Annotated in this window: 21 protein-coding genes, 2 tRNA genes and 1 pseudogene; 11 read left to right on the top strand and 13 right to left on the bottom strand. The window is 70.4% G+C overall.

The window, feature by feature from the left end:
• Positions 1 to 307: 307 nt before the first annotated feature.
• Positions 308 to 380 (bottom strand) — tRNA-Ala (locus ACTOQ2_RS22400).
• Positions 381 to 599: 219 nt separating this feature from the next.
• Positions 600 to 2,156, bottom strand: a complete 1,557-nt coding sequence (locus tag ACTOQ2_RS22395) for a YfbK domain-containing protein (RefSeq protein ID WP_440101878.1) — start codon at positions 2,154 to 2,156, stop codon at positions 600 to 602.
• Positions 2,157 to 2,551: 395 nt separating this feature from the next.
• Between ACTOQ2_RS22395 and ACTOQ2_RS22390 the strand changes: the two genes are divergently transcribed.
• The gene (locus ACTOQ2_RS22390) at positions 2,552 to 3,025 is read left to right on the top strand and encodes a hypothetical protein (RefSeq protein ID WP_440101877.1); all 474 of its coding nucleotides are present in this window, start codon (positions 2,552 to 2,554) and stop codon (positions 3,023 to 3,025) included.
• A 19-nt stretch (positions 3,026 to 3,044) separates the two neighbouring features.
• Here ACTOQ2_RS22390 and ACTOQ2_RS22385 read toward each other — a convergent pair.
• The 3 genes and pseudogenes from ACTOQ2_RS22385 to ACTOQ2_RS22375 all read right to left on the bottom strand — a co-directional run bounded on the left by ACTOQ2_RS22385 (position 3,045) and on the right by ACTOQ2_RS22375 (position 6,027).
• Positions 3,045 to 4,035: pseudogene (locus ACTOQ2_RS22385) on the bottom strand (IS5 family transposase).
• 55 nt (positions 4,036 to 4,090) lie between these two features.
• Complete coding sequence (locus tag ACTOQ2_RS22380; protein ID WP_440101875.1) at positions 4,091 to 5,224, bottom strand: IS630 family transposase; 1,134 nt, start codon at positions 5,222 to 5,224, stop codon at positions 4,091 to 4,093.
• Positions 5,225 to 5,298: 74 nt separating this feature from the next.
• Positions 5,299 to 6,027 carry a dienelactone hydrolase family protein gene (locus ACTOQ2_RS22375; RefSeq protein ID WP_440101874.1) on the bottom strand — a complete coding sequence of 243 codons (729 nt, stop codon included), beginning with the start codon at positions 6,025 to 6,027 and terminating at the stop codon, positions 5,299 to 5,301.
• Between the two features lie 432 nt (positions 6,028 to 6,459).
• Between ACTOQ2_RS22375 and ACTOQ2_RS22370 the strand changes: the two genes are divergently transcribed.
• A complete protein-coding gene (locus ACTOQ2_RS22370; RefSeq protein ID WP_440101872.1) occupies positions 6,460 to 8,232 on the top strand; it encodes an asparagine synthase-related protein in 1,773 nt (590 codons plus the stop codon).
• Positions 8,233 to 8,362: 130 nt separating this feature from the next.
• Here the strand turns inward: ACTOQ2_RS22370 and ACTOQ2_RS22365 are convergent, their stop codons facing one another.
• Positions 8,363 to 8,842, bottom strand: a complete 480-nt coding sequence (locus tag ACTOQ2_RS22365) for a rhodanese-like domain-containing protein (RefSeq protein ID WP_440101870.1) — start codon at positions 8,840 to 8,842, stop codon at positions 8,363 to 8,365.
• A 168-nt stretch (positions 8,843 to 9,010) separates the two neighbouring features.
• Here ACTOQ2_RS22365 and ACTOQ2_RS22360 point away from each other — a divergent pair, with 168 nt between their 5' ends.
• From ACTOQ2_RS22360 to ACTOQ2_RS22340, 5 genes are all read left to right on the top strand, one after another.
• Positions 9,011 to 10,069 (top strand): helix-turn-helix domain-containing protein, encoded by a 1,059-nt coding sequence (locus ACTOQ2_RS22360; protein WP_440101868.1) that lies wholly within the window; start codon positions 9,011 to 9,013, stop codon positions 10,067 to 10,069.
• Positions 10,070 to 10,857: 788 nt separating this feature from the next.
• A complete protein-coding gene (locus ACTOQ2_RS22355) occupies positions 10,858 to 11,259 on the top strand; it encodes a hypothetical protein (RefSeq protein ID WP_440101866.1) in 402 nt (133 codons plus the stop codon).
• 1,016 nt (positions 11,260 to 12,275) lie between these two features.
• On the top strand, positions 12,276 to 13,661 hold the full coding sequence (locus ACTOQ2_RS22350) for a selenium-binding protein SBP56-related protein (protein ID WP_440101864.1): 1,386 nt from the start codon (positions 12,276 to 12,278) through the stop codon (positions 13,659 to 13,661).
• Between the two features lie 58 nt (positions 13,662 to 13,719).
• Entirely contained in the window at positions 13,720 to 14,382 is a 663-nt protein-coding gene (locus tag ACTOQ2_RS22345; RefSeq protein ID WP_440101863.1) for a hypothetical protein, read from the top strand.
• A gap of 73 nt (positions 14,383 to 14,455) precedes the next feature.
• On the top strand, positions 14,456 to 15,703 hold the full coding sequence (locus tag ACTOQ2_RS22340; RefSeq protein ID WP_440101861.1) for a serpin family protein: 1,248 nt from the start codon (positions 14,456 to 14,458) through the stop codon (positions 15,701 to 15,703).
• 108 nt (positions 15,704 to 15,811) lie between these two features.
• Here the strand turns inward: ACTOQ2_RS22340 and ACTOQ2_RS22335 are convergent, their stop codons facing one another.
• Positions 15,812 to 16,645 (bottom strand): SCO6745 family protein, encoded by an 834-nt coding sequence (locus ACTOQ2_RS22335; protein ID WP_440072421.1) that lies wholly within the window; start codon positions 16,643 to 16,645, stop codon positions 15,812 to 15,814.
• A 267-nt stretch (positions 16,646 to 16,912) separates the two neighbouring features.
• Between ACTOQ2_RS22335 and ACTOQ2_RS22330 the strand changes: the two genes are divergently transcribed.
• Positions 16,913 to 17,734 carry a MerR family transcriptional regulator gene (locus tag ACTOQ2_RS22330; protein WP_440101859.1) on the top strand — a complete coding sequence of 274 codons (822 nt, stop codon included), beginning with the start codon at positions 16,913 to 16,915 and terminating at the stop codon, positions 17,732 to 17,734.
• A 111-nt stretch (positions 17,735 to 17,845) separates the two neighbouring features.
• On the opposite strand, the gene ACTOQ2_RS22325 is transcribed toward ACTOQ2_RS22330, so the two are convergent.
• The 3 genes from ACTOQ2_RS22325 to ACTOQ2_RS22315 form a co-directional block, all read right to left on the bottom strand.
• Positions 17,846 to 18,283, bottom strand: coding sequence for an SRPBCC family protein (locus tag ACTOQ2_RS22325; RefSeq protein WP_440101857.1), 438 nt, complete (start codon positions 18,281 to 18,283; stop codon positions 17,846 to 17,848).
• Complete coding sequence (locus ACTOQ2_RS22320) at positions 18,280 to 18,468, bottom strand: hypothetical protein (protein WP_440101855.1); 189 nt, start codon at positions 18,466 to 18,468, stop codon at positions 18,280 to 18,282. The genes ACTOQ2_RS22325 and ACTOQ2_RS22320 overlap by 4 nt, the downstream gene beginning before the upstream one ends.
• A 159-nt stretch (positions 18,469 to 18,627) precedes the next feature.
• Positions 18,628 to 19,545: a diacylglycerol/lipid kinase family protein gene (locus tag ACTOQ2_RS22315; RefSeq protein WP_440101854.1), complete on the bottom strand. Its 918-nt coding sequence runs from the start codon at positions 19,543 to 19,545 to the stop codon at positions 18,628 to 18,630.
• A 223-nt stretch (positions 19,546 to 19,768) separates the two neighbouring features.
• Between ACTOQ2_RS22315 and ACTOQ2_RS22310 the strand changes: the two genes are divergently transcribed.
• Positions 19,769 to 20,266 carry a hypothetical protein gene (locus tag ACTOQ2_RS22310; RefSeq protein ID WP_440101852.1) on the top strand — a complete coding sequence of 166 codons (498 nt, stop codon included), beginning with the start codon at positions 19,769 to 19,771 and terminating at the stop codon, positions 20,264 to 20,266.
• A 358-nt stretch (positions 20,267 to 20,624) separates the two neighbouring features.
• On the opposite strand, the gene ACTOQ2_RS22305 is transcribed toward ACTOQ2_RS22310, so the two are convergent.
• Positions 20,625 to 20,697 (bottom strand) — tRNA-Ala (locus ACTOQ2_RS22305).
• Between the two features lie 19 nt (positions 20,698 to 20,716).
• Positions 20,717 to 22,147 (bottom strand): MFS transporter, encoded by a 1,431-nt coding sequence (locus tag ACTOQ2_RS22300; RefSeq protein WP_440101850.1) that lies wholly within the window; start codon positions 22,145 to 22,147, stop codon positions 20,717 to 20,719.
• A gap of 109 nt (positions 22,148 to 22,256) precedes the next feature.
• Between ACTOQ2_RS22300 and ACTOQ2_RS22295 the strand changes: the two genes are divergently transcribed.
• Positions 22,257 to 23,141: an RNA polymerase sigma-70 factor gene (locus tag ACTOQ2_RS22295; RefSeq protein ID WP_440101849.1), complete on the top strand. Its 885-nt coding sequence runs from the start codon at positions 22,257 to 22,259 to the stop codon at positions 23,139 to 23,141.
• A 65-nt stretch (positions 23,142 to 23,206) separates the two neighbouring features.
• A complete protein-coding gene (locus tag ACTOQ2_RS22290; RefSeq protein ID WP_440101847.1) occupies positions 23,207 to 24,391 on the top strand; it encodes an NAD(P)-binding protein in 1,185 nt (394 codons plus the stop codon).
• An 85-nt stretch (positions 24,392 to 24,476) separates the two neighbouring features.
• On the opposite strand, the gene ACTOQ2_RS22285 is transcribed toward ACTOQ2_RS22290, so the two are convergent.
• Positions 24,477 to 25,379, bottom strand: coding sequence for a metal-dependent hydrolase (locus tag ACTOQ2_RS22285; protein ID WP_440101845.1), 903 nt, complete (start codon positions 25,377 to 25,379; stop codon positions 24,477 to 24,479).
• Between the last annotated feature and the right edge of the window lie 5 nt (positions 25,380 to 25,384).

The following is a 25,384-nucleotide window of genomic DNA, read 5'->3' as shown; positions in this document are numbered from 1 at the left end:
TCCATGACTCAATCGTACCTCGACGTACCACGGCGTACCACGGTCGATGGGAAGATCCCCTTCCCCGGGCCGGAAGCAGGCTATGCCTGCGAACAGCGGACCCCAGTCACCACATTCGGGGGGTTCCGGGGGGTCGCTCCCCCAGATAAACGACGAAGGGGCCCGCGGGAAGCAGGCTATGCCTGCGAACAGCGGACCCCAGTCACCACATTCGGGGGGTTCCGGGGGGTCGCTCCCCCAGATAAACGACGAAGGGGCCCGCGGGAAGCAGGCTATGCCTGCGAACAGCGGACCCCAGTCACCGAAGTGGAGCTATGGGGATTCGAACCCCAGACCTCCTCCATGCCATGGAGGCGCGCTACCAGCTGCGCCATAGCCCCTCGGGTGTAACCGATGTCGCCGGGCCCGGCCCGGCGACCACGCCAGTGTATAGGAAATCACCCCGCACCCTGTAACCGTGGCGCCCTCGCCCCCCGTCCCCGCTCACGGTCCGGTCGCCTGCAGGGGACCGGCGGCACGGGCCTCCCACGGGGCCGGCTCACGGGGAGCCGGCCCACCCGATCATGGTTCGCGCGTACGGGCGACGCGGGTGCGGGCGCCTACCGGAGCGACGCGGCCTTCTCGATCAGTTTGGCGAGCTCGGTCACCGCCGGGTCCTCGGTGGACGCGGCCAGGCGGGTGGCGTGGGCGGCGAGGTCGTCGGGTTCGGCTCCGGCGATCCCCTCCCCGGTGCGGAGATACTCCGCGAAGCCCGCGGCCACCACGTCGACCTGGAACCTCGGCGTGGGCCCCTCCCACGGCGAGGCCGCCAGGTCACCCACCTCCAGGGAACGGGCGGCTTCCGCGGGGTCGCGGGTGTCGGGGTCCTGCCAGCGCACGGTGGCGGTGGCCAGCTGTCCCGACGCCCCGCCGCGCAGCCGGACCTCGTACAGTGCCGTCACCGAGTGGCCGGGGCCGATCTCGCCGCCGTCCTTGCTGTCGTCCCGGAAGTCCTCGGTCGCGATCTGCCGGTTCTCGTAGCCGATCAGGCGGTAGGACTCCACGGCCGAGGGGTTGAACACGACCTGCGCCTTGGCGTCGCGGGCGCGCAGGTCGATGTTGGTGGCGAGCTGCTCGACGAAGACCTTTCGCGCGTCGTCGACGGAGCTGACGTAGACCGCGGCGCCGTCGCCGTTGTCGGCGAGCTGCTCCATCAGCTCGTCACCGTAGTCGCGGCCGACGCCGACACACAGCAGGGTGATCTTCTTGCCCGCGGCGTCCGCGACCCGGTCGAGGATGCCCTGCCAGGTGGTGTCGCCGGCGTTGGCCAGGCCGTCGGAGAGCAGGATGACACGGTTGACGGCCACCGGCCTGAAACCCGCCGCGGCCTCGGCGTAACCGCTGGTCAGCCCCGCCTCCAGGTTCGTCGACTGCTGGATGGCGAGGCGTTCGACGGCGGCGTGGAGCTTCTCCTTCTCGGTCGCCGGGGTCATGGAGAGGACGACGTCCGCCTGGTCGCTGAAGGCTACGAGGGAGACGTGGTCGCCGGGCCCGAGCTGGTCGACGAGCTTGTGCAGCGCATCCCTGACCAGGTCGAGCCTGCCGGGTTCGACCATCGAGCCGGACACGTCCACCACGAAGGTGAGGTTCGCCGGGCGCCGGGCCTCCGCGCTCGCCCTGCGGGTCTGCAGGCCGACGCGGAGCAGCGCGGTGCCGTTCCCCGGCGTGCGGGCGCCGTCCATGTGCACGGTGAAACCGTCGTCCTTGGGCTCCGCGTAGTCCTGCGCGAAGGAGTTGACGAACTCCTCCGGCCTGACCTGACCCGCCTCCGGCAGCCTGCCCTCGGTGATGGCCCGCCTGCTGTAGCCGTACGAGGCGGTGTCCACGTCGAGGGCGAAGGTGGAGATCTGCTCGGCGGAGGTATCGCGCCGCCGGGTGGCATCGGCCTCGGGCGCCTCGCTCCCGATGGTGGCCCGGGCTTCGGCCTCGTTCTCGGCGGTGTCCTTTCCGGCGGCGGGCGGACGACCGTCCGGGGGCATGGACGGGACCCCCTTCCCGGATTCGGGCATCGGCTGGCCGGCGGATTCGACGGCGCCCGAACCTCCGCAGGCGGCGGCGAACATCAGGGCGAACAGGGCGAGCACGGCGAGGACGATGGCGAGCGGACGTGACTTCATGTCGCCTCCTAGGGATGCGGGTCATCCCGTACGACGACTCCCCCCTCCGGTCCGCCGGGAGCTTGACCCAAGCGAGCGCAAACCGTGTTCGGCGCGTGATCAGGATTTCCAGGCCGGGTCCCGCCCACCGAGCCCTAGGAGCTGTTCGGAGTTCGGATCTAGGTGAGGCCCGGTGGCGGGCCTTACGTGGGAAGTGCGAGAACGGTGGTCGACCAGGTGGGCTCGGGCCGCTCCGATAATCCTTTTCGAGTGTTCACATAGGGCATTCCAGATGAATTACTAAATACGTGGCGTATGGTGCGCAAGTGCATCCTCCGCAACAGCCTCCCCCCATGGGTCCGCCACCCGGACGGCGGCCAGGCTCACCTCCGCCGCCCAGGATGAGCGGCAAGAGCGTGGCGATCATCATCGTCACCGCGCTCACCGCGCTCACCGCGGTGGTAGGCGTAATCGGCCTACTGGGCGGCCTGGCCACCCTGCCAGGCGACGGTGCCGAGAAGGCCGTGGCGAAGCCAGCAGCTTCGACGCCGACGCCTGCCAAGGCGCTTTCCACGGTCGATGACGCCGAACCAAGCATGGAACCGACGCCCACCCCCGACCCATCGACGCCCACACCCGACCCGTCAGCGTCGGCACGCGAAGCCGTGTTCACGGCCTCGGTGAAGCAGCAGAAAGCGCTGAAGGACGCCGATTCCTACAAACTGGGGCGGCTCGGCTGGAACATATGCAAGGCGCTGGAGCAAGGAAAGGGCTTCGCTGAGGCTGCGGCCCTCGGCACCAGCGGGTTTGACCTGAATACGTCTGAGTACATAACGAGGGTCGCCATCGTCAACCTTTGCCCCCACCAGCGGGACAAAATTCCCGTCTAGGAGCTGCTCAAAGTTCGGATCATGTGGTTGAGGTGAGGAGCTTCAGCCACATAACCGAGCCTCGGAGGTAGAGCCCGGCCTCGTAGCTTTCCGGGGCTTTGTCGTAGCGAGTGGCCAGACCGCGCCAGGTCTTGATCTTCTGAAAACAGCGTTCGACGGTGTTGCGCTGCCGGTAGTGCTGCGCATCGAAGCCGACGGGCCGCCCGCCTGCTGAACCTCTCTTCTTCCGGTTGGCCCGCTGATCACTCTTCTCCGGGATGACCGCGGTGATCCCGCGGCGGCGCAGATAGACACGGTTGGCCTTGGAGGAGTACGCCTTGTCCGCGGCCACCGCAGCAGGGCGGGTCCAAGGCCGGCCGATCGGACCGGGAATGCGGATCTTGTCCAGGACGGTAATGAACCGCAGGCAGTCAGCGGCTTGGCCAGGCGTGAGCACGAAAGCCAGCGGCAACCCGGAGGCGTCGACCGCGGCATGGACTTTGCTGCTTAACCCGCCTCGGGATCGGCCAAGCCCGGCAGCCTGTTCCCGGGCCTTGCGTCGCCGCCGCCTGGCGCCATGATCCTGGCCCGACGACGCATCCGCGCCAGCCGCGCCGTCCGCGCCGGGTGTGACCTGCGGCGCATCACCCGCAGCACCGGCGGCTGCTCCAGCGCATCCAAGGTCTCCCCGGCCACCGCCAACCCAGCCGACTCCTGATGCGCCCGCACGATCGTGGAGTCCACGCTGACCAACTCCAGCCCGACCTGCCCGCGCGATGCGGCCTCGGCGAGCAGCGCGTCCATCAGATCCTGGAACACCCCGGCTTTGGCCCAGCCGTTGAATCGGGAGTAGAGCGTGGACCACGGCCCGTAGCGTTCCGGGACATCACGCCAGCCGGATCCGGTGCGAAAACGCCACAAGATCCCGTTGAACTGATCACGCACCCGCCGTGGCAGCGGTCCGGTGGCCGCCACCGGCAGATACGGCTCGATCAACGCCACTCAGCATCCGTCACATCAAAGCGCGCCACGTCCGAGTTCTACCAGCCACAGCCAGCCCGCCACCGGGCCTCACCTAGTGCCGCGTCAGGCAACGTTCACCCTGTCGACCACCTCGCGGAGCCGTTCGTCGGCGGCGTGCTTGTTCCGCCAGATGATGTAGCGGCGGATCATGCTGCCCTGCTCCTTATGGCTGGCGTGGTCGGTGCCGTCGAGGGCGAAGTAGCGCAGGGCGGCGAACTGGGCCTCGATGCGGTTCAGCCAGGAACTGTTGGTCGGGGTGTAGGCGAGCTCGACGTTGTTGACCGCGGCCCAGTCGCCGACCCGGATGTCCTTCCTGGTGGTCAGGTGCGGGGAGAAGTTGTCGAGCACGATCGCAATGCGGGTCTCGGGCGGGTAGAGGCTGCGCAGGTAGCGGCAGAACTCCAGGAACCTCGTGCGGTTCTTCCTCGGCTTGATGTGGCCGTAGAGCTTGTCCTTGCCCAGGTCGTAGGCAGCGAACAGGTGGCGGACCCCATGAGGGCGAATGTAGGTCGCCCGCCGGCGGGGCCGGGGGTCCCGGCCGGGGTCTTTGTGCCGTCCTCCGCGTTCGGCCCACTGTCGGCCCGGGTGGGGCTGAAGGTTGAGCGGCCCGAACTCGTCCAGGCAGAAGACGACGTCGGGCTCGCCCTCCTCGGGTATGACCTCGCCGTCGGCGATCGCGTAGAGGTGCTCAACACGGGCCTTCTTGGCCGCGTAGTTCGGGTCACGGGAGGTCTTCCAGGTCTTCACGCGTTGAAACGACACGCACTCCTCGCGGAGCAGGACCCGTAGGCCCTCGTGGCTGATGTCGTCGACCACCCCCTCTGCGACCAGAAAGTCGGCCAGCTTGGCCAGGCTCCAGGTCGAGAACGGCAGGCGGTGCTCAACCGGCCTGGACTTGGCGATCTTCCTGATCTCCCGGCGCTCGGGCAGGGTGAAGCTCCTCGGCCGCCCGCCCCGGTACTTCGGGTAGAGCGAGGCGAAACCGTCGGCGTTGAAGTTGTGGAGCACGTCGCGGACCCGGTCGGCGCTGGTGAACGTCACCTCGGCAATTTTCGCCACGGACATGCCCTGCACGGACAGCAGCACCATTTGGGCCCGCCGCCAGGTCACCATCGATCCCGTGCCGCGCCGCACGATCCGCAGCAGACGAGCACCCTCGCCGTAATCGATCTCCCGCACCCGTACCCGCTCGGCCATGCCGAACAGTCTGGCCCGAACGCGCTGGCCAAAAACGACTTCTGGCCAGCGCGTTCGGCCATTGCGATTTCATGTCAGCCCAGATGCCGGGTGAAGAACCTCAGCGAGCTGTCCACTTCGAACGACGGCACATCCCCGTGCTTGCCGGGGTTGGCGTGCAGCGTCTTGTGAGCCGAGGCCAGGGCGTCGAACAAGGCCAGGCCCTGCTCCCGCGGCACCATCTGGTCGTCCCACTGGAGCAGGAACTGCACCGGCACGGTGATCCGCGCGGCGTCGTCGGCCAGCCCGTGCCCGCCGAGCAGGCCCAGCACCGCGGCGCGGATCCGGGGCTCTGCGGCGATGAGCGGGATGCCGAGCCCGCAGCCCATCGACATGCCGCAGTAGCCCACCGGGCCGACGCCGACCTGGTCGAGTCGCTGGACTGCGGTCAGGACCGCCTGCCAGTCGGTGACGGCCTGACCGGCCAGATAGCTGTGCATGCCGGCGACCAGCGCGCCCGGATTCTCGCCGGCGGCCATGCCGACCCGCATTTCGGCCACGATCCGGCCGAACTCCTCGTCCTTGGGGCGGTCGCCGTGGTTGGGTGCGTCGATCGCGACGACCGCGAAACCCTCGGCGGCGTAGCGGCGCGCGTGGGACACGGTGCCGGGGGCCATCTTGTGCTGCCCGCCGCCATGGCCCAGCAGAATCAGGGGACGAGTACTGCAGGCGCCTTCCGGTGTCCACAGCACACCGGGGATCTCGTCGAGGGTGAAGAACTGCTCGGTGACGCCGTCTGACGACGTCTGGGAGGTGAAGCGCATCAGCGTTTAAGCCTTTCGGGATGCCTTGCGCGGGCACTCCCTAGACCATGCAGGGGAGGGAGCCCCGACCTGTCGCAGCGTTGATCGGTCTCACCTCCTCGAATTCGCAGTGGTGCACGGTGACGCCGAAGGTACCACAAAGATCATCGCCCGCGCCTCATCGGGGCGAACGTTGCCTGACGCGGCACTAGATCCGAACTCCGAACAGCTCCTAGTGCCCGCTCGAACGGCGAGGCGTCCTCCGCCACGGGTACCTCCTCCCCGAAGACTCCCGTTCGCCGTCCCCGCGGCGCCGTCCCCGCGGCGAAGCCGGCCACGGCCGCACCGGTCGGCGCACCGATGACGGCGCGTGACAGCATCTCGTTCATAACGGGCATGCTGTCGGCCGGACTCACAGCTGTCTTGAAAAGACGCGACATATGATCCTGCACCATGCGCGTGTATCTCGGCCTCGCGGCCAAACACCCGGAGGCCGGTATACCGGAGACGATGCTGCACACCGTCAGGGGCGCCATCGACGGCGCGTTCCCCGTACCGCCCGAGGTCATCAGATCCCGGGAGTGGCACCGTCCCGGCATCGCCATGTTCGCCTGGACCAACGAGCCGGACGACTCGCGGTGGCCTCCCCTGCTGGAGACCGGGCACGACCGGGTGACCGGGGTGAACGGCTACCTGGCCGCGCCTGACGACGTGAACCGGCTGGCGGGCATGCCGACCCTGGACACCGAGGCGGTCGGCGGCTGCTTCTCGGCGTTCAGGGCGACCGAGGACGAGCTGTCGGCCGCCACCGCGATCCACCGGGTCTGCCCGGTCTACTACGCAGAGACCCCCGACGTGCACGTGATCGGCAGCCGGGCGCTGCTGGTCCACCTCGCGGGCTGCGGCGAGCGGGTCGAGTGGGACGTGCTCGCGCTGCAGTCGATGGTCAGGCAGGGATACTTCCTGTCGGACGAGACGCCCTACCGCGGGGTGAGCGCGCTGCCGCCGTCCTCGTCGGTGACCGTCAGGGGCGGCCGCCGTACGACCACCACGACCCCGCTCCCCTCCGCCGTCCCCCCGCCCACGTCGCGCAGGGGGAAGAAGGAACTGGTCGGCGAGCTGGCGAGCGCGCTGCTGGCCACGGTGGAGCCGCTGCGCGCGGCTGGGGAGCCGGTGAACCTGGCCCTCACCGGCGGCAGGGACAGCCGCCTGATCGCCGCGACGCTGCATGCGGCCGGTATCCCGCTGCGCGCGACCACCAACGGCCTGGACACCCACCCCGACGTGATCATCGCCGGGCGGGTCGCCCGCGCGCTCCGCGTCGAGCACACCGTCATCCCCCCGGCCCGCGCCGAGAAGAAGGATGCGATCGTCGTCGAGCACCCCCTCGCGCGGTCCTACGAGACGCTGCGCGCCTGCGAGGGCATGACATCGGCGTACGAGTCGATCGTCGGCTACCTCCCCTACAGCGCCAAGCCCACCATGTCCGGGCAGAGCGGGGAGATCCTGCGTGCCGGGGGCCTGCTGCTGCTCCAGACCGACCTGAGCGAGAAGGCGCTGCGCCGCCGGGTGGACGTGACCTTTCTGCGGGACCCGGCGCTGTTCACCGAGGAGGCCAACGAGCACGCCCGCGAGCTGGCCGGGCCCTGGCGGGAGCGGGCTCCGCTGGAGGCGCTCGACCACATGTACATCTCCTACAAGGTCGGCCGCTGGCACGCGGGGGCGCGGGCGGGCTCGCTGCGCAGGGGCGACCAGATCTGGCCGTTCCTCGACAACCGGGTGGTCCGCGCCGCGCTGGGTCTCGACCAGACCTGGCGGCTGTCGGAGGAGGTCATCTACGAGCTGCTCGGTGTCCTGGCCCCTTCGCTCAGGAACATCCCGGTCGAGGGCAAGCCGTGGCGGTTCAGCGTCGGAAAGCGCTACTACCCCTGGCAGCGCAGGCCGCAGGTGCTGACCGCGCCGAAGACCGGCGGCGGTGGCTGGAACTGGCGGACCAGCCCCGGCGTGGAACTGACCGGCCTGATGCGCGACCACGTCCTCGGCCGCCTGGACCTGCTGGCGCCCATCGTCAGGCCCGACGAGGTGCGCAAGCTGTTCGCCGAGCCCGTCCTGAAGAAGCCCAACCAGGCCTGGCACCTCTACACCGTGGCCACCATGCTGGGTGGCGAGTACCCCGGCAAGGAGCCCCAGGGCCTGCCGAGGGTCCACATCCCCATCCCGTCGTGACGGGGCGCCACCGACTGGTCGTGGCTGGCCGCCGACCTCGGTTACAGCGACCAGTCCGACTTCACCCGCGACTTCACCGCCGTGATCGGCATGCCCCCACCGCGTACGCCCGCCGCCTGGCGGAGTGACGTCAGCAGGCGCAGGCGATACCGGAGACCGGCGCGGTCAGGGCGTCGACGGGACGGCGGGACACACCCGCGGCGGTCTCGACGGGGAAGCCCTCCCTGGCCCAGTACTCGAAGCCGCCGAGCATCTCCTTGACCGGGTAACCGAGTCCGGCGAACTCCAGCGCGGCCCGGGTGGCGCCGTTGCACCCCGGCCCCCAGCAGTAGGTCACCACGGTCACCCCCGCGGGGACGACCGAGCGGGCGCGGGCGGCGATCAGCGCGGTGGGCAGGTGGACGGCTCCCTGGACGTGGCCCTGATCCCAGCTCTCCTGACTCCGGGAGTCGACGACGACGATGTCGCCGACCCCGGAGGCCAGGTCGGCGGCGACGTCGGACACGTCGGTCTCGAACGCCAGCCTGGCTGCGAAGTGCGCCAGCGCGTCGACATTCCCCGCTGCGGGTGTCGCGGTGACGGCGGAGGAGGAACGAGCGGTGACAGACATGCGTGACCTTTCGGGTAAGGGGGCGAGGACCGCGGTGGGGCGACGGTGCCGCCATGATGTCCGGGCCGGGCGATGGTGCCGGTCGGGATGCCCGGCACGGGCAATGGTGCCGGTCGCGATGCCAGTGCCGACAGTGGCACGAATGCCGCTTATCGCTAATATCTCGCCATGTTCGTCCCGTCGCCGGTGTCCCGCGCCACGCACCGCACCGTCTCCGCGCTCGCCTTCGACGGCATGTCTCCCTTCGAGCTGGGCTGCGTGGTCGAGATCTTCGGCATCGCCCGCCCCGAGCTGGAGATCCCCTGGTACGAGCTGTCGGTCTGTGCCGAGAGCCGCACAGATCTGCGGGTCACGGGCGGGTTCACGATGCGGGTGGAGCACGGCCTCGACGTGCTGGCGGCCGCGGACACGGTGATCGTGCCCGGGGTGGCGGACGTCCACGGCGAGGTGTCCCACGAGGTGGTCGCGGCACTGCGGAGGGCCCGCGACCGGGGGTCGCGGATCGTGTCCATCTGCTCGGGAGCGTTCGCGCTGGCCGCCGCGGGACTGCTGGACGGCAGGGAGGCGACGACCCACTGGAGGTACGCCAACCTGCTCCAGCGAAGGTTCCCGCGGGTCAAAGTCGATCCGGACGTGCTCTACGTGGACGGCGCGGACGTGCTGACCAGCGCGGGCAGCGCGGCGGGGCTGGACCTGCTGATCCATCTGGTGCGCAAGGACTACGGGCCGGGCGTGGCCAACGAGGTCGCGCGAAGACTCGTCATCCCCCCGCACCGGGATGGGGGGCAGGCTCAGTTCATCCAGGCCGCGGTCACCCCGGTGGAGGACGGTGTCGCCATGGCGGCCGCGATGACCTGGGCGCTGGAGCACCTCGCCGAACCCATCACGATCGCCGCCCTCGCCGAGGCCGCGCACATGTCCCGGCGTACGTTCATCAGGCACTTCGGGCGGCAGACCGGAACGAGCCCGCTGCGATGGGTGATCTCCCAGCGGATCACGGCCAGCCTGGCGATGTTGGAGTCCACCTCCGTCTCGGTGGAGGAGATCGCGTCCGCGGTGGGCTTCGACAGCGCGGCGACCTTCCGCCACCACTTCACCCGGGCGATGCGCACCTCCCCCTCCGCCTACCGGCGGGCCTTCCGCGCCTCGGCAGCACCGTCCGGCCAGGTGAGCCCGCATGGAGCCGGGCACCGAACCAGGGCACCGGATCCGGCCACGGAACTTTAGCGCGAAACAATTCCTTAGCGTAATTTACCCTTTATCTCACCGTGGTGCCCTTATCCGAATAATCAGGACAAGGGCACCATTAGTATTTTATAAAGAGACCTAAATCTGTGGAACGCAAAGAAACGCGTACCCTCCATCAAGCTTCCATTCTGGATTCGAACCATACTTCTCCCGCCTATCCCCCGGAGGCTTCAAGAATGGCCGCACAGCGTTTTCTCTCAATAGGAAGGGAGAGACAACGCACGTGGCTACTTTCATGAAACGGACCCTTGCGGGCGGCGCGCTCGCCGGGGCCGTCCTTCTTTTGCACTCCCCTGTCCCAGTTTCAGCCGATTCGCAACTTCAGATATCGGCGCTGGCTCGTCACGACGGAATCCAACCCACTGGAAGCATGCAGGGCGACCCCTGCCCCGTACTGCTCTCCAGCATTTGCACGAACTTCATCGCCCTGCCCACCGTGATCCGTAGCAGGGACGTCGTAACCACCGGAACGATCATCCATGGCGGGGTACGCCCGACCGCGAGCGATGCGATTTACATCCCGCTGTGCAGGTGGCTGGGTCTGCCCATCTTCCTTTGCCGGATCCCTGACGGAATTCAGGGCCCAGCCGGTCCCGCAGGTCCCAGGGGCCTGACGGGTCCCCGAGGTCCCGCTGGACCGGCAGGCGCCGACGGCGCACCCGGACCGGAAGGACCCGCAGGACCTGAGGGACCCGCAGGCGCCGACGGCGCACCCGGACCGGAAGGACCCGCTGGACCGGCAGGCGCAGACGGCGCACCCGGGGCCGATGGCGCACCCGGACCCGAAGGACCCGCAGGACCTGAGGGACCCGCAGGACCGGCAGGCGCCGACGGCGCACCCGGACCCGAGGGACCCGCTGGACCGGCAGGCGCAGACGGCGCACCCGGACCCGAAGGACCCGCAGGACCTGAAGGACCCGCAGGCGCAGACGGCGCACCCGGACCCGAAGGACCCGCAGGACCTGAGGGACCCGCAGGCGCTGACGGTGCCGATGGTGCACCCGGACCCGAGGGACCCGCAGGCGCAGACGGCGCACCCGGACCGGAAGGACCCGCAGGACCCGCAGGCGCAGACGGCGCACCCGGACCCGAAGGACCCGCAGGACCTGAGGGACCCGCAGGACCGGCAGGCGCCGACGGCGCACCCGGACCGGACCCGCAGGACCTGAAGGACCCGCAGGACCCGCAGGCGCAGACGGCGCACCCGGACCCGAAGGACCCGCAGGACCTGAAGGACCCGCAGGACCCGCAGGCGCAGACGGCGCACCCGGACCCGAAGGACCCGCAGGACCTGAAGGACCCGCAGGACCCGCAGGCGCAGACGGCGCACCCGGACCCGAAGGACCCGCAGGACCTGAAGGACCCGCAGGACCCGCAGGACCCGCAGGCGCAGACGGCGCACCCGGACCCGAAGGACCCGCAGGACCTGAAGGACCCGCAGGACCCGCAGGACCCGCAGGCGCAGACGGCGCACCCGGACCCGAAGGACCCGCAGGACCTGAAGGACCCGCAGGACCCGCAGGCGCAGACGGCGCACCCGGACCCGAAGGACCCGCAGGACCTGAGGGACCCGCTGGACCGGTAGGACCTGAAGGGCCCGCAGGACCTCAAGGCCCGGTCGGACCGCAGGGTCCCATCGGACCGCAAGGTCCCAGTGGAGGGACGACAACCGCTACCCAGGTTGTCGGTTACCCGGTCGTCTCCGCCCATATTGTCAGGGCGCCGATTGTCAGCGCCCCGCTCGTCTGGGCTGCTCACACAGGTATCTGCACGCCTGTGAGGGTCTGCTGAGGTTTTCCAGGGGCCTCGTGGAAACAGGTCGATTGACGTGCCCCGGCCCGGCGGTTTACTCCGAAGGTCCATAGGACCGGGAAAGTAAAACTCGGGAACGGCCGTGCGGTGCAGGTGGCCGTCAACTGAAACACGGAGAGGTGCGGGGCATTACGCCCCGCACCTCTTCGCCTGTCCGAGGCTCTGTCCGAAATTTTCTAATACGGATTTCACGACCACGCGGGCCGCCCCGCGTTCACCGGCCCGCGAAACGGTGGAACCGAGCAGCCGGACGCGCACCGCTCCGTCCATGCCTCCGTCCACGCCGGTCACGCAACATGACCCCTGGACAACAGAAAGTTTTCCTACATGATTAGTTGGGTACCGGTTCCGGCTACGAGTTCAGGAGTTCACCGTGGCGCTTATCCAGCCTGACCCCACCTTCTACCCGTCGGCCCGCGAGGCCATGGCGGCCCCGAAGGAGGAGCTCGCCTACGTCGCGTTGCTCGCCACGAGCGGTGACGACCGGCCCGACGGGCTCGCCACCATCAACCTGTCGAACGGGTCGATCGCCGACGTGCACGACATGTCCGTCCCCGGCGACGAGCTCCACCACTTCGGCTGGAACGTGTGCAGCGCGGCCCTGTGCCCGTACGCGCCGCATCCGCACGTGGAGCGGCGCTACCTGGTCCTTCCCGGCCTGAGGTCCAGCAGGATCTACATTTTCGACGTCAAGGACGATCCCTGGTCCCCCAAGCTCGTCAAGACGATCGAGCCAGAGACGATCTTCGAGAAGACCGGATACAGCCGCCCGCACACCGTCCACTGCGGCACCGACGCCATCTACGTCAGCGCGCTCGGCAACGTGGACGGCGACGCGCCCGGCGGTGTGTTCACGCTCGACCACGACACCTTCGAGCCCAAGGGCCGCTGGGAGGCCGACCGGGGTTCGCAGCGGCTGCACTACGACTTCTGGTGGCACCTCGGGCACGACACGATGATCACCAGCGAGTGGGGAACGCCCAACCAGATCGAGCCGGGGCCCTCACTGGAGCTTCTGGTCGGCCGGCAGTACGGCCACAGGCTGCACGTCTGGGACCTGGCCAAGCGCAGGCACCTTCAGGAGATCGACCTGGGCGACCAGCACCAGATGGCCCTGGAGCTCCGGCCCGCCCACGACCCGACCAAGACCTACGGCTTCGTCAACAGCGTGATCAACGTCGAGGACCTGTCGGCCAACATCTTCACCTGGTACTTGGAGAACGGCGTCTGGAAGGCCCGCAAGACGATCACGATCCCGGCCGAGCCCGCCGACCCCGACCTGCTGCCCGAGCCGCTCAAGCAGTTCCGCGCGGTACCACCGCTGGTCAGTGACATCTCGCTGACCCTCGACGACCGGATCCTGCTCGTCTCCGCCTGGGGCACCGGCGAGCTCAAGGCGTACGACGTCTCCGACCCGTTCGCGCCGCGCGAGACCGGCTCGGTCCGGATCGGCGGGATCGCCGGGCGCGGCGCTCACCCGGCAGCTCCGGGCCTGGCGCTGAACGGGGGGCCGCAGATGGTCGAGGCCAGCAGGGACGGACGGCGCGTCTATTTCACGAACTCGCTCTACCGCTCCTGGGACGACGTCTTCTACCCCGACGGCATCTCGGGCTGGATGGCGAAGGTGGACGTCGCCGACGACGGTTCGATCGCCCTCGATCCGGGTTTCTTCGTCGACTTCGCCTCCGACGGCCGGCGTGCGCACCAGATCCGCCTGCAGGGCGGCGACTCCTCCTCCGACTCCTACTGCTTCCCGTGACCCCGGCCGAGGGCCCGCCGGCCACCGCCGCCTTCCCACTCTCCGCGAGGCGTGCCCGATGGATCTGATGCCCCTGCTCATCCTGGCCGGGCTCGGCGCCTTCCACGGCCTGAACCCGGCCATGGGCTGGCTCTTCGCGGTCGCGCTCGGACTGCAGGAGCGCTCGCGCGACGGGGTGCTGCGCGCGCTGCCGCCCATCGTGCTCGGCCACGCGGGCTCGGTGCTGGCCACGCTCGGGCTGGTGTCGGCGGCCCGGCTGACCGCCCCGCCCAAAGCGGTCTCGTACGGCGTGGCGGCCGTGGTGTGCGGGTTCGGCCTCTGGCGGCTGCTGAGGCGGCGCCATCCCCGCTGGGTCGGCATGAAGGTGACGAAGTGGCAGCTGGCCGGATGGTCGTTCCTGATGGCCACCGCCCACGGGGCCGGGCTGATGGTGCTCCCGGTCACCCTGCACGGCGGGCACGGCGGACATGGGGGCCACAGTGGCCCCGGTGGCCCCGGCGGCCCCGGCGGCCACGAAGGGCACGACGCCGCCGCGCTGGCCTCGCAGAGCCTGCTGGCGACCGGGGTGCACACGATGGCCATGCTGGTGACGACCACCGTGCTGGCCCTGGTCGTCTACGAGCGGCTGGGCGTGGCGGTGCTCCGCAAGGCGTGGTTCAACCTCGATCTCGCCTGGGCCGTCGCCCTCATCGGCGCGGGCGCCTTCGCCGCGCTCACCTGATGCCGCCCGTCGGGCGAACCGAACGCCGCGCGAACCGGGTGAACCGCCCGTCGGCGGCGTACGTCTCAGGAGCATGCGCCGACTGTTACCCGCACTGCTGGCCGTCGCCGCCCTCTCGGCGTGCGCCATGACCGAATCCAGCGCGATCACCGCGAAGGGGGTGAAACGGGAGGTCCCGAAGAACCCCCCGGTCGCGGAGACCGTACGCGGTCTGACCTCCTTCGGGCACGCCCTGTTCGCCGCGACCGCGAAACCCGGGGCCAACGCCGTCCTGTCGCCTCTGAGCATCGGTTACGCCTTCGGCCTGGCGAGGGCGGGGGCCGCCGGAGACACCGCCACCGAACTCGACGCGGTCTTCGGCTTCCCCTCCGAGGGGCCGCACACCTCCCTCAACGCGCTCACCCGGCAGATCGTCACGACCGACGACCCGCCTCCCCGCACCGAGCCGGACGCGGAACGGGACGCCCAGGAGCGCACCCCCGAGCCTCCGACCGTGGGCATCGCCAACGAGTTGTTCACCCAGGAGGGACTGAGCGTCAAGCCCGAGTTCCTCCGTACGCTCGCGGCGCAGTACGGCACGGGCGTGCGCCAGGTGGACTTCGCCGGGAACGCCACCGAGGTCATCAACGCCTGGGCCGAGGAACGGACGGCCGGGCGGATCAGGAAGGTGTTCGACGACCTGCCCGCGAGGACCAAGCTGGTCATCGCCAACGCCGTCTACCTCAAGGCCGACTGGACGACGCCGTTCACCGACCCGCCGGAGGAGGGCGCCACCTTCACCCGCGCCGACGGTACGACGACACGCACGGCCCTGATGCGCCGCGAAGGTTTCCTCCCCTACGCGGCGGGGTCCGGCTGGCAGGCCGTGGAGCTGCATTACGCCGGAGACGAGCTGGCCATGTGGGTCCTCGTGCCGCGAGCGGGCGGCTCCCCCGCCGACCTGCTCTCCCCCGCCGTGATGGCGGAGGTGGCCGCCGGGCTCGCGGAGCGGCCGGTGCGGCTCGCCATGCCCCGATGGGACTTCTCCACGAGCCTGGACCTGGCCGAGCCGCTCGCGAAGCTGGGGCTGCGGGGGACCGACTACTCGGGGATCACCGACGGGGCCCGTCTCGACCAGGCGGTCCATCGCGCCAACGTCGCCGTGGACGAGTGGGGTACCGAGGCCGCCGCCGTCACCGGCCTCGCGTTCGTCGTGTCGGGCCCGCCCCCGCCGGAGGCCGAGGTCCGCGCCGACCACCCGTTCGCCTTCGCGATCGTCCACCGGCCGACGCTGACCCCGCTTTTCATCGGCCAGGTCAGCGACCCGTCCGCGAGAAACTGAGCCGGCCCGCCCGGCGAGAGGTGACCGCGAAAGCCCGAACCCCGGCGAGAGATGACCGCGAAGGCCTGGCCGCCCGGCGGAGGCCGCGAAGACCCGGCTCCGGCGGGCTCAGCCGGAGAGGGTGAGCAGGCCGTTGTCCACCACGGCCCGGCCGAAGGTGCGCGCGAGCTCGGCCAGGCGGGCCAGCTCGTCGTCGGAGAGCGCGGCGTACGCGGGCAGCGCCAGCTCGTCGGTGCGGTCCTCGATCCGCTGCCTGAGCGCCGCGCCCTCCTCGGTGAGCCCGTCACCGGCCAGCAGACCGCGCCCGCGCAGCCCCTCCTCGGCCGCGGTCCACTCCTCCTCGGGCCAGTCGCGGCTGAACTTGAGGAACACCGTGGGGACGTGCCCGGTCGCGGCGTGCAGGACCAGCGCGTCCAGCGGGCCGACGCCCTCGGTGAGCAGCGTCGCGACGTGCCCGTCACCCCGGAACTCGCGAAGCAGCGTCTGAGCGTGCCAGAGCCGCAGGAGTGGCTCCGAGGGCCAGGGCAGCGCGGCGTGCGCGGCGAACAGCGGGCGCCCCTGGAGGTGCTCGCATGCCCTCTCCGCCGCGCGGACGGCGAGTTCCGTCGTCTCGGCGAGGGTGTCGATCTCGTGGACACCGGCCCGGCGCAGGGCTGCTCCGGCGGCTTCGAGACGGGCCGCGAGCAGCTTCTCCGGCGTCGTGACCTGCCACGCGGCGGGAAGCGCGCGCCGTACGAGGGCGGGATGGAAGTTGTAGAAGGTCGCGATGACCAGCTCGGCGGAGGCGGTGCCGAAGGCCGCGGCGCGGGAGGCGAAGTAACCCGCCCGGCTGTCGAGGCCGAGCGCGGCGTAGCGCTCGGTGGCCTCGGGCACGAAGTAGATCATTCCGTGGACGGGCTCCAGGCGGCGCCAGGATTGACGGGCCAGCTGGACGTCGGTCATCACGCCTCCGGGGAGTCGACGGAACGGCCGGCGGCCGGGGTCTCCGGCCTCGCGCCGGACGAAGCCGATGTCCCCTTCGAACCGACCAGTTGGTATCTGAAAACCTATTCCTACCCGCAAGTAGCCGTCAACGACGGCATCTGGTCGCGGCGGCGGGACGGCCGTTCGTCACGGGGCGCGAGCCGGAGCGCACGGGGGTGACCCGGCGGAGGCGAGGTCCGGGGGGTTGCGGCTGACACGGTGTCAGCCCCTATACCTAAGAGCACCATGTTCAGTATCGGAGAGTTCTCCCAGCTCGGCCAGGTGTCGGTGCGCATGTTGCGCCACTACGACGCGATCGGCCTGCTCCGGCCCGCCCATGTCGACCCGGCCAGCGGACACCGCTTCTACCGGGCCGACCAGCTGTCACGGCTCAACCGCGTCATCGCCCTGAAGGACCTCGGTCTCACCCTGCGCCAGATCGGTTCGATCCTGGACGAGCGGGTCGACGCCGCGGAGCTGTACGGGATGCTGCGGCTGCGTCGCGCCGAGCTGGAGGAACGGATCGCGGCGGACACGGCCCGGCTCGTCCGGGTGGAAGTACGGCTCACGACGATCACCAAGGAAGGTCACATGCACCCCGAAGAGGTTCTTCTCAAGTCGATCCCCTCGACGCGCGTGGCGGAGCTCACCGCCGTCGCGGCCAGCTACGACGGCGAGGACATCGGCCCCGTCATCCAGCCGCTCTTCGCCGACCTGTGCCGGCGCGTCGACGCCGCCGGGGTGAAGGTCACCGGATACGGCATCGCCCGCTACGAGGCCGAGGCCGACGGCCGGGTGACCGTGCACGCCGGGCTGGAGGTCGCCGCGGAGACGAGCGACGAGTACGACTTCGCGGTCGTGGACCTGCCGGAGGTCGAGCAGGCCGCCACGATCATCCACCGCGGCCCGATGGAGCAGGTGGGGCCGACGTTCCAGACGCTGGCCCACTGGATCGACGAGCACGGCTACCGCGGTGTCGGGCTGGCCAGGGAGGTCTCCATCGACTGTCCCGAGGGCGACTACGACAACTGGGTGACCGAACTGCAGATGACGGTCATGCGGGCGTGACGGCCAGGCGGGCGGCGACGCCACGGGCCGCGTCCACACGAACGCTCTCGCCGTGATGACCACGGACAACGAACGCGGGGGCGGCCGCCACCCGCGGACGACGTGACGACGTCACGCGTCCGTGGTGACCAGGTCGCCGAGGCGGCGGACGTTCTGCTGGAGCTTGCGCCTGAGCATGCGTTCGAGCATGGGAGCGCGCAGGCGCAGCAGACCGGGGAGCTTGAGCCGGAACCACACGGTCACCCGGCACCGGTCGTCACTCAGGGGCACGACCGACCTGCCGCCCTCGACGTCTATCCCCGAGGTCCCCAGCCAGAAGAACTCCCTGCCGGGCACCACCGAGGTCACCAGGCCGCTGATGTAGAAGCCGCGTCCGGCGAAACGCATGGTCTCATCGGTGGTGGTCCCCGGGACGACGAGACCCGGCGGGTCGGGCGCCATCGTGGTCACACCCGCACGCCACCGGGGATCCTGGCCGAAGTCGGCGACGATCCGCCATATCTCGGCCGCGGGACGGTCTATGTCGATCGATGCCCTCAACTCGATCACAGGCCGTACACGATCCCTGTCAGCCGCTCGGACGCCGCCCGCGGGCGGGCCTGGACGGCGGTCACCTGGGCGGTCTCCGGACCGGGACCGGTGTCGGCACCGATGGCGGGCACGACCCGCCGCGACCGGTCGGGAACGTCGGCCTCGGTCCAGCGGTCACCGGCCATCGACCTGCTCTTTCCCATTAAGCGAAATTAGTCAACAAACCATATCCAATCCGCATTTGTCAGGAATGTTAACTAAAAGGGGTTTTCGGGGTCGGTCCGGCAGCCGTGTCCGCACCCGGCGTACCGGCCGTGCGCGGTGACCCGCGATCACGGCCGGTCAGAGCCGGCGGGCCGGGATCACGCCTGGTCGGAGTCGGTGGAGTCGGGAACGCGGATGGTGATGCCGCCGGGCACGACCTTGGCCTTGAGTTCGGTGACGGTGCCCTTGGCGCCGCCGTCCAGTTCGTAGGTCATGGGGGTGGCGAACGTGGCGCTCACCTTGCGCGCCCGGGACATCCGGACGAACGGCGACTCGTCGGACCGCCCCACGCTCATCCTGCCGAGCACGCGTGCCCACTGGATCGGCCCCTCGGCGGTGGTCACGCCGATCTCCAGCCATCCGTCGTCGGGGCGCGCGTCGTCGAACGCCTCGATGCCGCCGGTGATGGTGCCGACGTTGCCCAGCAGCAGGCAGCTCGCCTCACCCTCGAACCACGTCGCACCGTCGATCTTGACCTCCATCCGCACGAGCTCCCCCCGGACGTGGCGCAGCCCCGTCCAGACGTACGCCACGCGCCCCAGGCGGTCCTTCAGCCCGCGGTCGGCGTCCTCGATCATCGCCGCGTCGAATCCGACCCCGGCCATGACGGCGAAGTGCTCCCCGTTGACCTTGCCGAGGTCCAGCTTCCGGCTCTCGCCGTGGAAGGCGATGTGCACGGCCTTAGGCAGATCCTCGGGAATGCCCAGATTCTGCGCGAAGAGGTTCGCCGTCCCCGCGGGAAGGATGCCGACCGTGACACCGGAGCCCGCGAGCGTGTCCACGCAGCGCTGCACCATGCCGTCGCCACCCCACACCAGAACCAGGTCAGCCCCCTCCTCCAGCGCCTTCTTCGCCTTCTTCGGCGCCTTCTTGCTCTTGGGCACCTCGTACCAGAGCAGCTTGCCGACCCCCTCGTCGGCGAGGAGCCTGCGCAGCTCGTCCAGCCCTCCGCCGAACGTCTTCTTCTGGTGGGCGATCACCGCGACCGTGCCGACCTTCTGCTTCCGGGGCAGCATCTGACCTCCTGTAACACCACGTCGGATACGTCGAACAGCACCGCGTCGGATACCTCGACGGCTGCCCTCACCCCGGGGCGGCAAACGTCACCCCCTCACTCCGGGAACGGGTGCCCGCACCGCGCACGCCCAGTTCGCGCCCCGTTTCCTCCATTCACCGAGCGCTCCCCCAGTTCGGCCAATCGGTGAGGAACAGATCCCAGGAGTCACTATCGTCACACCTATGGAGCAACTGGCGTTCGCCTCGACCACCCTGGTCAACTTCAAGGACGGGACCTACCGCTGGGTGGATGTGAAGCACTTCCGCCTCGCCACCCAGCAGGACGACGAACCGCTGCTCACCGCGCTGCTCTCCCACCAGCTGTACCGGGACGACTACCTGGGCTCCGACTCCTGGAAGGACGGCGGGCCGGTGCACGGCCCCTACCGCCTCGACGCGCTCTCCGCCGCCTCGTTCGAGGAGGTCGACCAGGAGTCCGCCTGCGCCACGATCCGCACCTGGGCAGGCAGGTACGCCGACCTCCCCGAGACGATCGCCCACGATCTTGAGGCCGAGGTCTACCCGCTGATCCGCGCGGCCACCTCCCGCTACCGCCTCCGCGACCTCGACGAGACGGCCCGCGACGACGACCTGGGATGGATTCTCGGCGAGTTCCACGAACTCATCATGATCGACCGGAACGAGGACTCCCTGACCGTCATCGTCGCCTCCGACGACTGACCCGATCCCCGGACGGTGGATCCTGCCCACCGCTCCGCCCTGTACCGGCAGGATCACCGTCCGGCCGGATCGCTCCAGACGGATGAGGCGCCTGTTGGCGGTTCTGTCACCCGTGAGATACGCACGGCCAATGCGCTGGATTCACGGTCGAAGAGACCAAGCCGGGCTCACGGGCCAGGAATCGCAAGGTTCCGGAACCGCCCAGCCGACGAGGCAGCCCCCTGAGCGAAGCGAAGCGGGGGGCGTGGGGGCGAAGCCCCCACCCCGGGGGGCCCGGGGGGTCGCCCCCCGTGTGAACGACGAAGGGGCCCGCGGGAAGCAGGCTATGCCTGCGAACAGCGGACCCCAGTCACCGAAGTGGAGCTATGGGGATTCGAACCCCAGACCTCCTCCATGCCATGGAGGCGCGCTACCAGCTGCGCCATAGCCCCTTGCGATGCAGATGAAATCCTAACCGACTCGGGACAGTCCTCGCGCCTTCATTCCGGTCACGAGCGCGACGGCGGCGGAGCCCACGGCGCTCGCGGTGATGATGCCGAAGGAGATCACGTACGCGTCGCGAGAGGGGACGGAGGTCCCGGCGATGGTGACGGAGGTGAGGAGGGCCGAGGTCGCGGCCCCGGAGACGCTGCCGCCGATGGAGCGAACCAGGGAGTTGATGCCGCTGGCGATGCCGCTCTGGTCCATGGGCACGTGCTGCACGGCGAGCGCCCCCAGCGCGGCGTAGCCGATGCCGAATCCCAGTCCCTGCACGGCGTTGGAGCCGATCAGGTGGAGCACCGAGTCGTTGAAGACGGTGAACCAGCCGAATCCGGCCGCGCACAGGCCCGCGCCGAGGGCGAGGGAGTAGGCGGGGCCGAGCCGGATGAAGAGGCGGCCCGCCATGAAGGAGGCGAGCAGCATGGTCACGGTGCTGGGCAGGGCGTAGATGCCGACGTCGAGGACCGACCCGCCGAAGCCGTACCCGGCGGACGGGGGCGTCTGGATGAAGCTGGAGACCAGGGTGAAGGAGCCGAACATGGCGAAGCCCAGGAGCATCGAGGCCAGGTTGGCCGGCAGGGACTGGCGGCCGACGAGCAGGTGCAGCCGGATCATCGGCGCCCGGAGCCGCATCTGGCTGAAGACCCACGCGGCGCAGAACAGGACCGCGCCCGCGAACAGCCCGACGACGGTTCCCGAGCCCCAGCCCCAGTCGTTGCCCTTGGAGATCGCCAGCAGCAGGCAGACGAGCCAGACCGACAGCAGCGCCGCGCCGACGAGGTCGGGACGGCCGCCGGCTCCGGCCCCGCCGTCGTGAGCGCTGAGCGCGATGAGGACGACCGCGGCCGCCGCGAGTCCCGCGGTGATCCAGAAGACCGGGTGGTGGCTGGGGGTGCGGTCGGCGATCAGGCCGGTGACGATCATGCCGAGGCTGCCGCCGACGCCCATGGTGGCGCTGACCACCCCGATGGCCGTCATCACCCTGGCGGGCGGGAAACCGTCCTTGATCATGCCGATGGCCAGCGGGATCAGCGCGGCCGACGCCCCCTGCAGGGCTCGCCCGGCGATCAGCACGGGGAGGGTGTCGGACAGCGCGCAGACCACCGAGCCCAGGATGAGCAGGCCTACGGTGAACAGGATCATCCGCTTCTTGCCGTACATGTCGCCGAGGCGTGACAGCAGTGGCGTGGCCACCGCGGCGGCGAGCAGCGAGGCGGTGAAGACCCAGGTGACCTCGGCCACCGACGCGCCGAAGGTGACCATCAGCCGGGGCAGCAGCGGGATGACCACGGTCTGCTGGACGGACACGACCATCCCGGCCATGGAGAGCGCCACCAGGGTCAGCCAGAGGTGTCTGCCCTGCCGCGTGGTGCCCGGTTCGGCAAGGGTCGTTCCCGTCACTGCCCGCTCCTCCGCTGTCGACTTCCGCCCTCGCATGGTAGAGGGTCGCTGTAAACAACCGTTTACCGGGTCGTGTCACATCGGGGGGTCGTGATACGTCTGTCTCCCTATGGCCGTTGAGCGTTTCGAAGAGCACCGCGACCTGCTCACCGGGGTCGCCTACCGGATCCTGGGCAGCGTGACCGACGCCGAGGACGTCGTCCAGGAGGCGTGGCTGCGCTGGTCGGCGGTGGACGTCTCCCGGGTGGAGGACGACCGGGCATACCTGGTCAAGGTCGTGACGCGACTCTCCATCGACCGGCTGCGGCGGGTGAGGGCCCGGCGTGAGGCCTACGTCGGGTCGTGGCTGCCGGAGCTGATCGTCACCCCGGACGTGGCCGAGCACGCCGAGCTGGCCGACTCGGTGGAGCTGGCGCTCCTCGTGGTGCTGGAGACCCTGTCCCCGCTGGAGCGCGCGGTGTTCGTGCTGCGGGAGGCGTTCGGCATGCCGTACGCGGAGATCGGCGAGATGGTCGAGCGCAGCGAGGCGGCGACCCGGCAGCTCGCCCGGCGCGGCAGGGAGCACGTCCAGGAGGGCAGGCCGAGGTTCGAGGTGGACCGGGGGCTGCGGCGCAGGCTCGCCGAGCGGTTCGCCGAGGCGGCCGTGGGCGGTGACCTGGGGGCGCTGACCGCGATGCTCGCCGAGGACGCGTCGCTGGTCAGCGACGGCGGCGGCAGGGCGAAGGCCCCGCTGCGGACCATCACCGGCGCGGGCAGGGTGGCGCGCTTCCTGTCCTCGATCACGTCCGGGGACCGTCCGCGGGCCTTCATGGAGAGCATCGGCGCCGAACCGGTCTCCGGCTTCGGCGTGGAGGTCGCTGAGGTGAACGGCGGACCGGCCGTGGTGGTGACCGCGGACGGCCGGCCGGTCACGGTGTTCTCCCTGGTCGTCGAGGACGGCCTGATCAGGACCATCTTCCTGGTGGCGAACCCGGAGAAGCTCTCCCATCTCTGACGTTCCCCTCGGGGAAGACCGGGCGGGGATGTCACGAACGGCGTCCTTCGATCCGTCGTACGGGCATGACACGAGAGACGCGACAGATCAGCATCGTCGGCGGCGGGCTCGCCGGCCTCACCGCGGCCATCGCGTGCGCCGAGGGCGGCGCACGGGTCACCCTCCACGAGGCGCACCGGGAGCTGGGCGGCCGGGCCCGCAGCACCGCCGCGCCGTACGTCGCCAATGAGGGCACCCACGTCTTCTACTCCGACGGCGAGCCATGGCGCTGGCTGGCGGCCAGAGGGCTGGTCCGGCCATACACCAGGCTCACGCCGGGCATGCTCGCCAGGAGCAGGTTCCGCCACGGCGGCCGGCTGTCGGGCATGCCGCCCTGGTCGCTGGCGAAGGCGCTCGCCAGGCGGCGGCTGCGGGCACCGGTGGACGAGGACTTCGGAACCTGGGCCACCCGCCATCTCGGCGAGGAGGGCATGCGGGCCGCCGCCGGGCTGGTCGGGGTGATCACCTATGACGCGGACCCGGGGCGGCTGTCGGCAGCGTTCGTCTGGGAGCGGGTGCTGCGGGCGACCGCGCCGAGGTATCCGGCCCCGCGCTACGTCACCGGCGGCTGGGGGCAGGTGATCGACCGGATGGCCGTCCACGCGCGCGGCCTGGGCGTGCGGATCGAGACCGGCTCGCGGGTGGACCGCCTGCCCGAGGGCGACCCGGTGATCGTGGCGACCTCGCTGGACGCCGCCAGGACACTGCTCGGCGACGAGTCGCTGCGCTGGGAAAGCGGTAAGGCCGTCCTGCTCGACCTCGGCGTCCGCGCGAGCGCCGGCGACCTCTTCCTCGTCTCCGACCTGGACGAGGGAGGCTTCATGGAGCGGTACAGCCTGCCGGACCCCTCGCTCGCCCCGGACGGGCACAGCCTCTGCCAGCTGCAGATGCCGGTCAGGCCGGGCGAGACGAAGGCGGAGGCGATCTCCAGGGCGGAGCGGGTGGCCGATCTCGGGCTTCCCGGCTGGCGGGAGCGGACGACCTGGCGGCGGGAGGCCACGTGCAACGGCCGCACCGGCGCCCTGGACCTGCCGGGGGCCACCTGGCGGGATCGGCCCGCGATCGACCGGGGGGACGGCGTCTGGCTGATCGGTGACGCGGTGGCGGCTCCCGGCCTGCTCAGCGAGGTCTCCTCGCACAGCGCCCTGATCGCGGCGGAGGCCGCCCTGCGGGCCGTCTCCGGGGCGGGCCGCGCTCGAAGCCGCGCCTGACCCCGTGACCGCGGGGCCGCGTGACCGCAGGGCCGTCGGTCGGGTGGCCGTGGGGCGGGTGGCCGGCCACCCGACGCCCCGCGCCCTACGAACCGCCGGCGTACGGACCGGTGGTGGTGCGCATGGTCAGCTCGGAGCCGTCGGCGGACAGGTCCAGGGCCACGGTGATCGTGCCGAGCTCGGCGGTGCTCGACAGGTGCGTCCCCCCGCACGGGATGGAGACCTCGGCCTCGGGCAGGGCGCAGTGCCAGGTGCGCCGGGCGGTCAGTTCCGGGCCCGGGGTGTCGATCCTGACGGCGGCGTCGGCCGAGATCCACGTCGTGAGCCGGTCGCCGACCAGGCGGGCGATCTCCGGGAGCTCCTCGGCCAGCCCTTCGGTGCCGAAACCCTTGCGGCGCAACGACCTGCCCAGCCGGTAGACGTCGTGGCTGCCACCGGGAAGGATCCGCGAGGAGGCGATGGCCGCCTGGTCGAAGTCGGGGTGGCCCAGCCCGTCGGCGGGCACCTCCTTGCGCCACCGTCCGGCCAGCGCCGCGTTGAGCGCGAGCGCGGCGAGGTGGCAGGCGGTGTGCCCCGCCGAGAGCGCGCGGCGGCCCGCGGCGTCGACCACCAGCTCGACCTCACCGCCGGGCCCGGAGGCTGTGAAACCGTCGCCGGCGAGCTCGCCGTCCGCGACGGGTTCGGCGGTGACGTGGACGACCAGCCAGTGCCAGCCGGGGGTACCGCGGCGCACCGGGATGTCCGCGCCCAGATGGACGGTCTCCTCACCCTCGGCCACGGCTCCGGTGACGCAGTCGGTCACCGCGAGCCCGCCGATGGTGCCCGCGTCGGCCGGCTGGTCGGGCCAGGTGTGGTCCAGCGGGTGGAAAGGGGTCTCGGCCACGATGGTCCCGTACCCGTCCCCGACCGGCACGGTGGCGACGACGGCCGAACGCCCCCTGACCTCTCCGCCCGGGTAGGTGACCCGCGTCGAATCCGTGATGGGCATCGCCC

This window comes from Streptosporangium sp. H16, assembly GCF_051918855.1.
Lineage (GTDB): Bacteria > Actinomycetota > Actinomycetes > Streptosporangiales > Streptosporangiaceae > Streptosporangium.
Note: the sequence above shows the minus strand (reverse complement) of the source record. Positions and strands in the feature narration are given on the sequence as shown.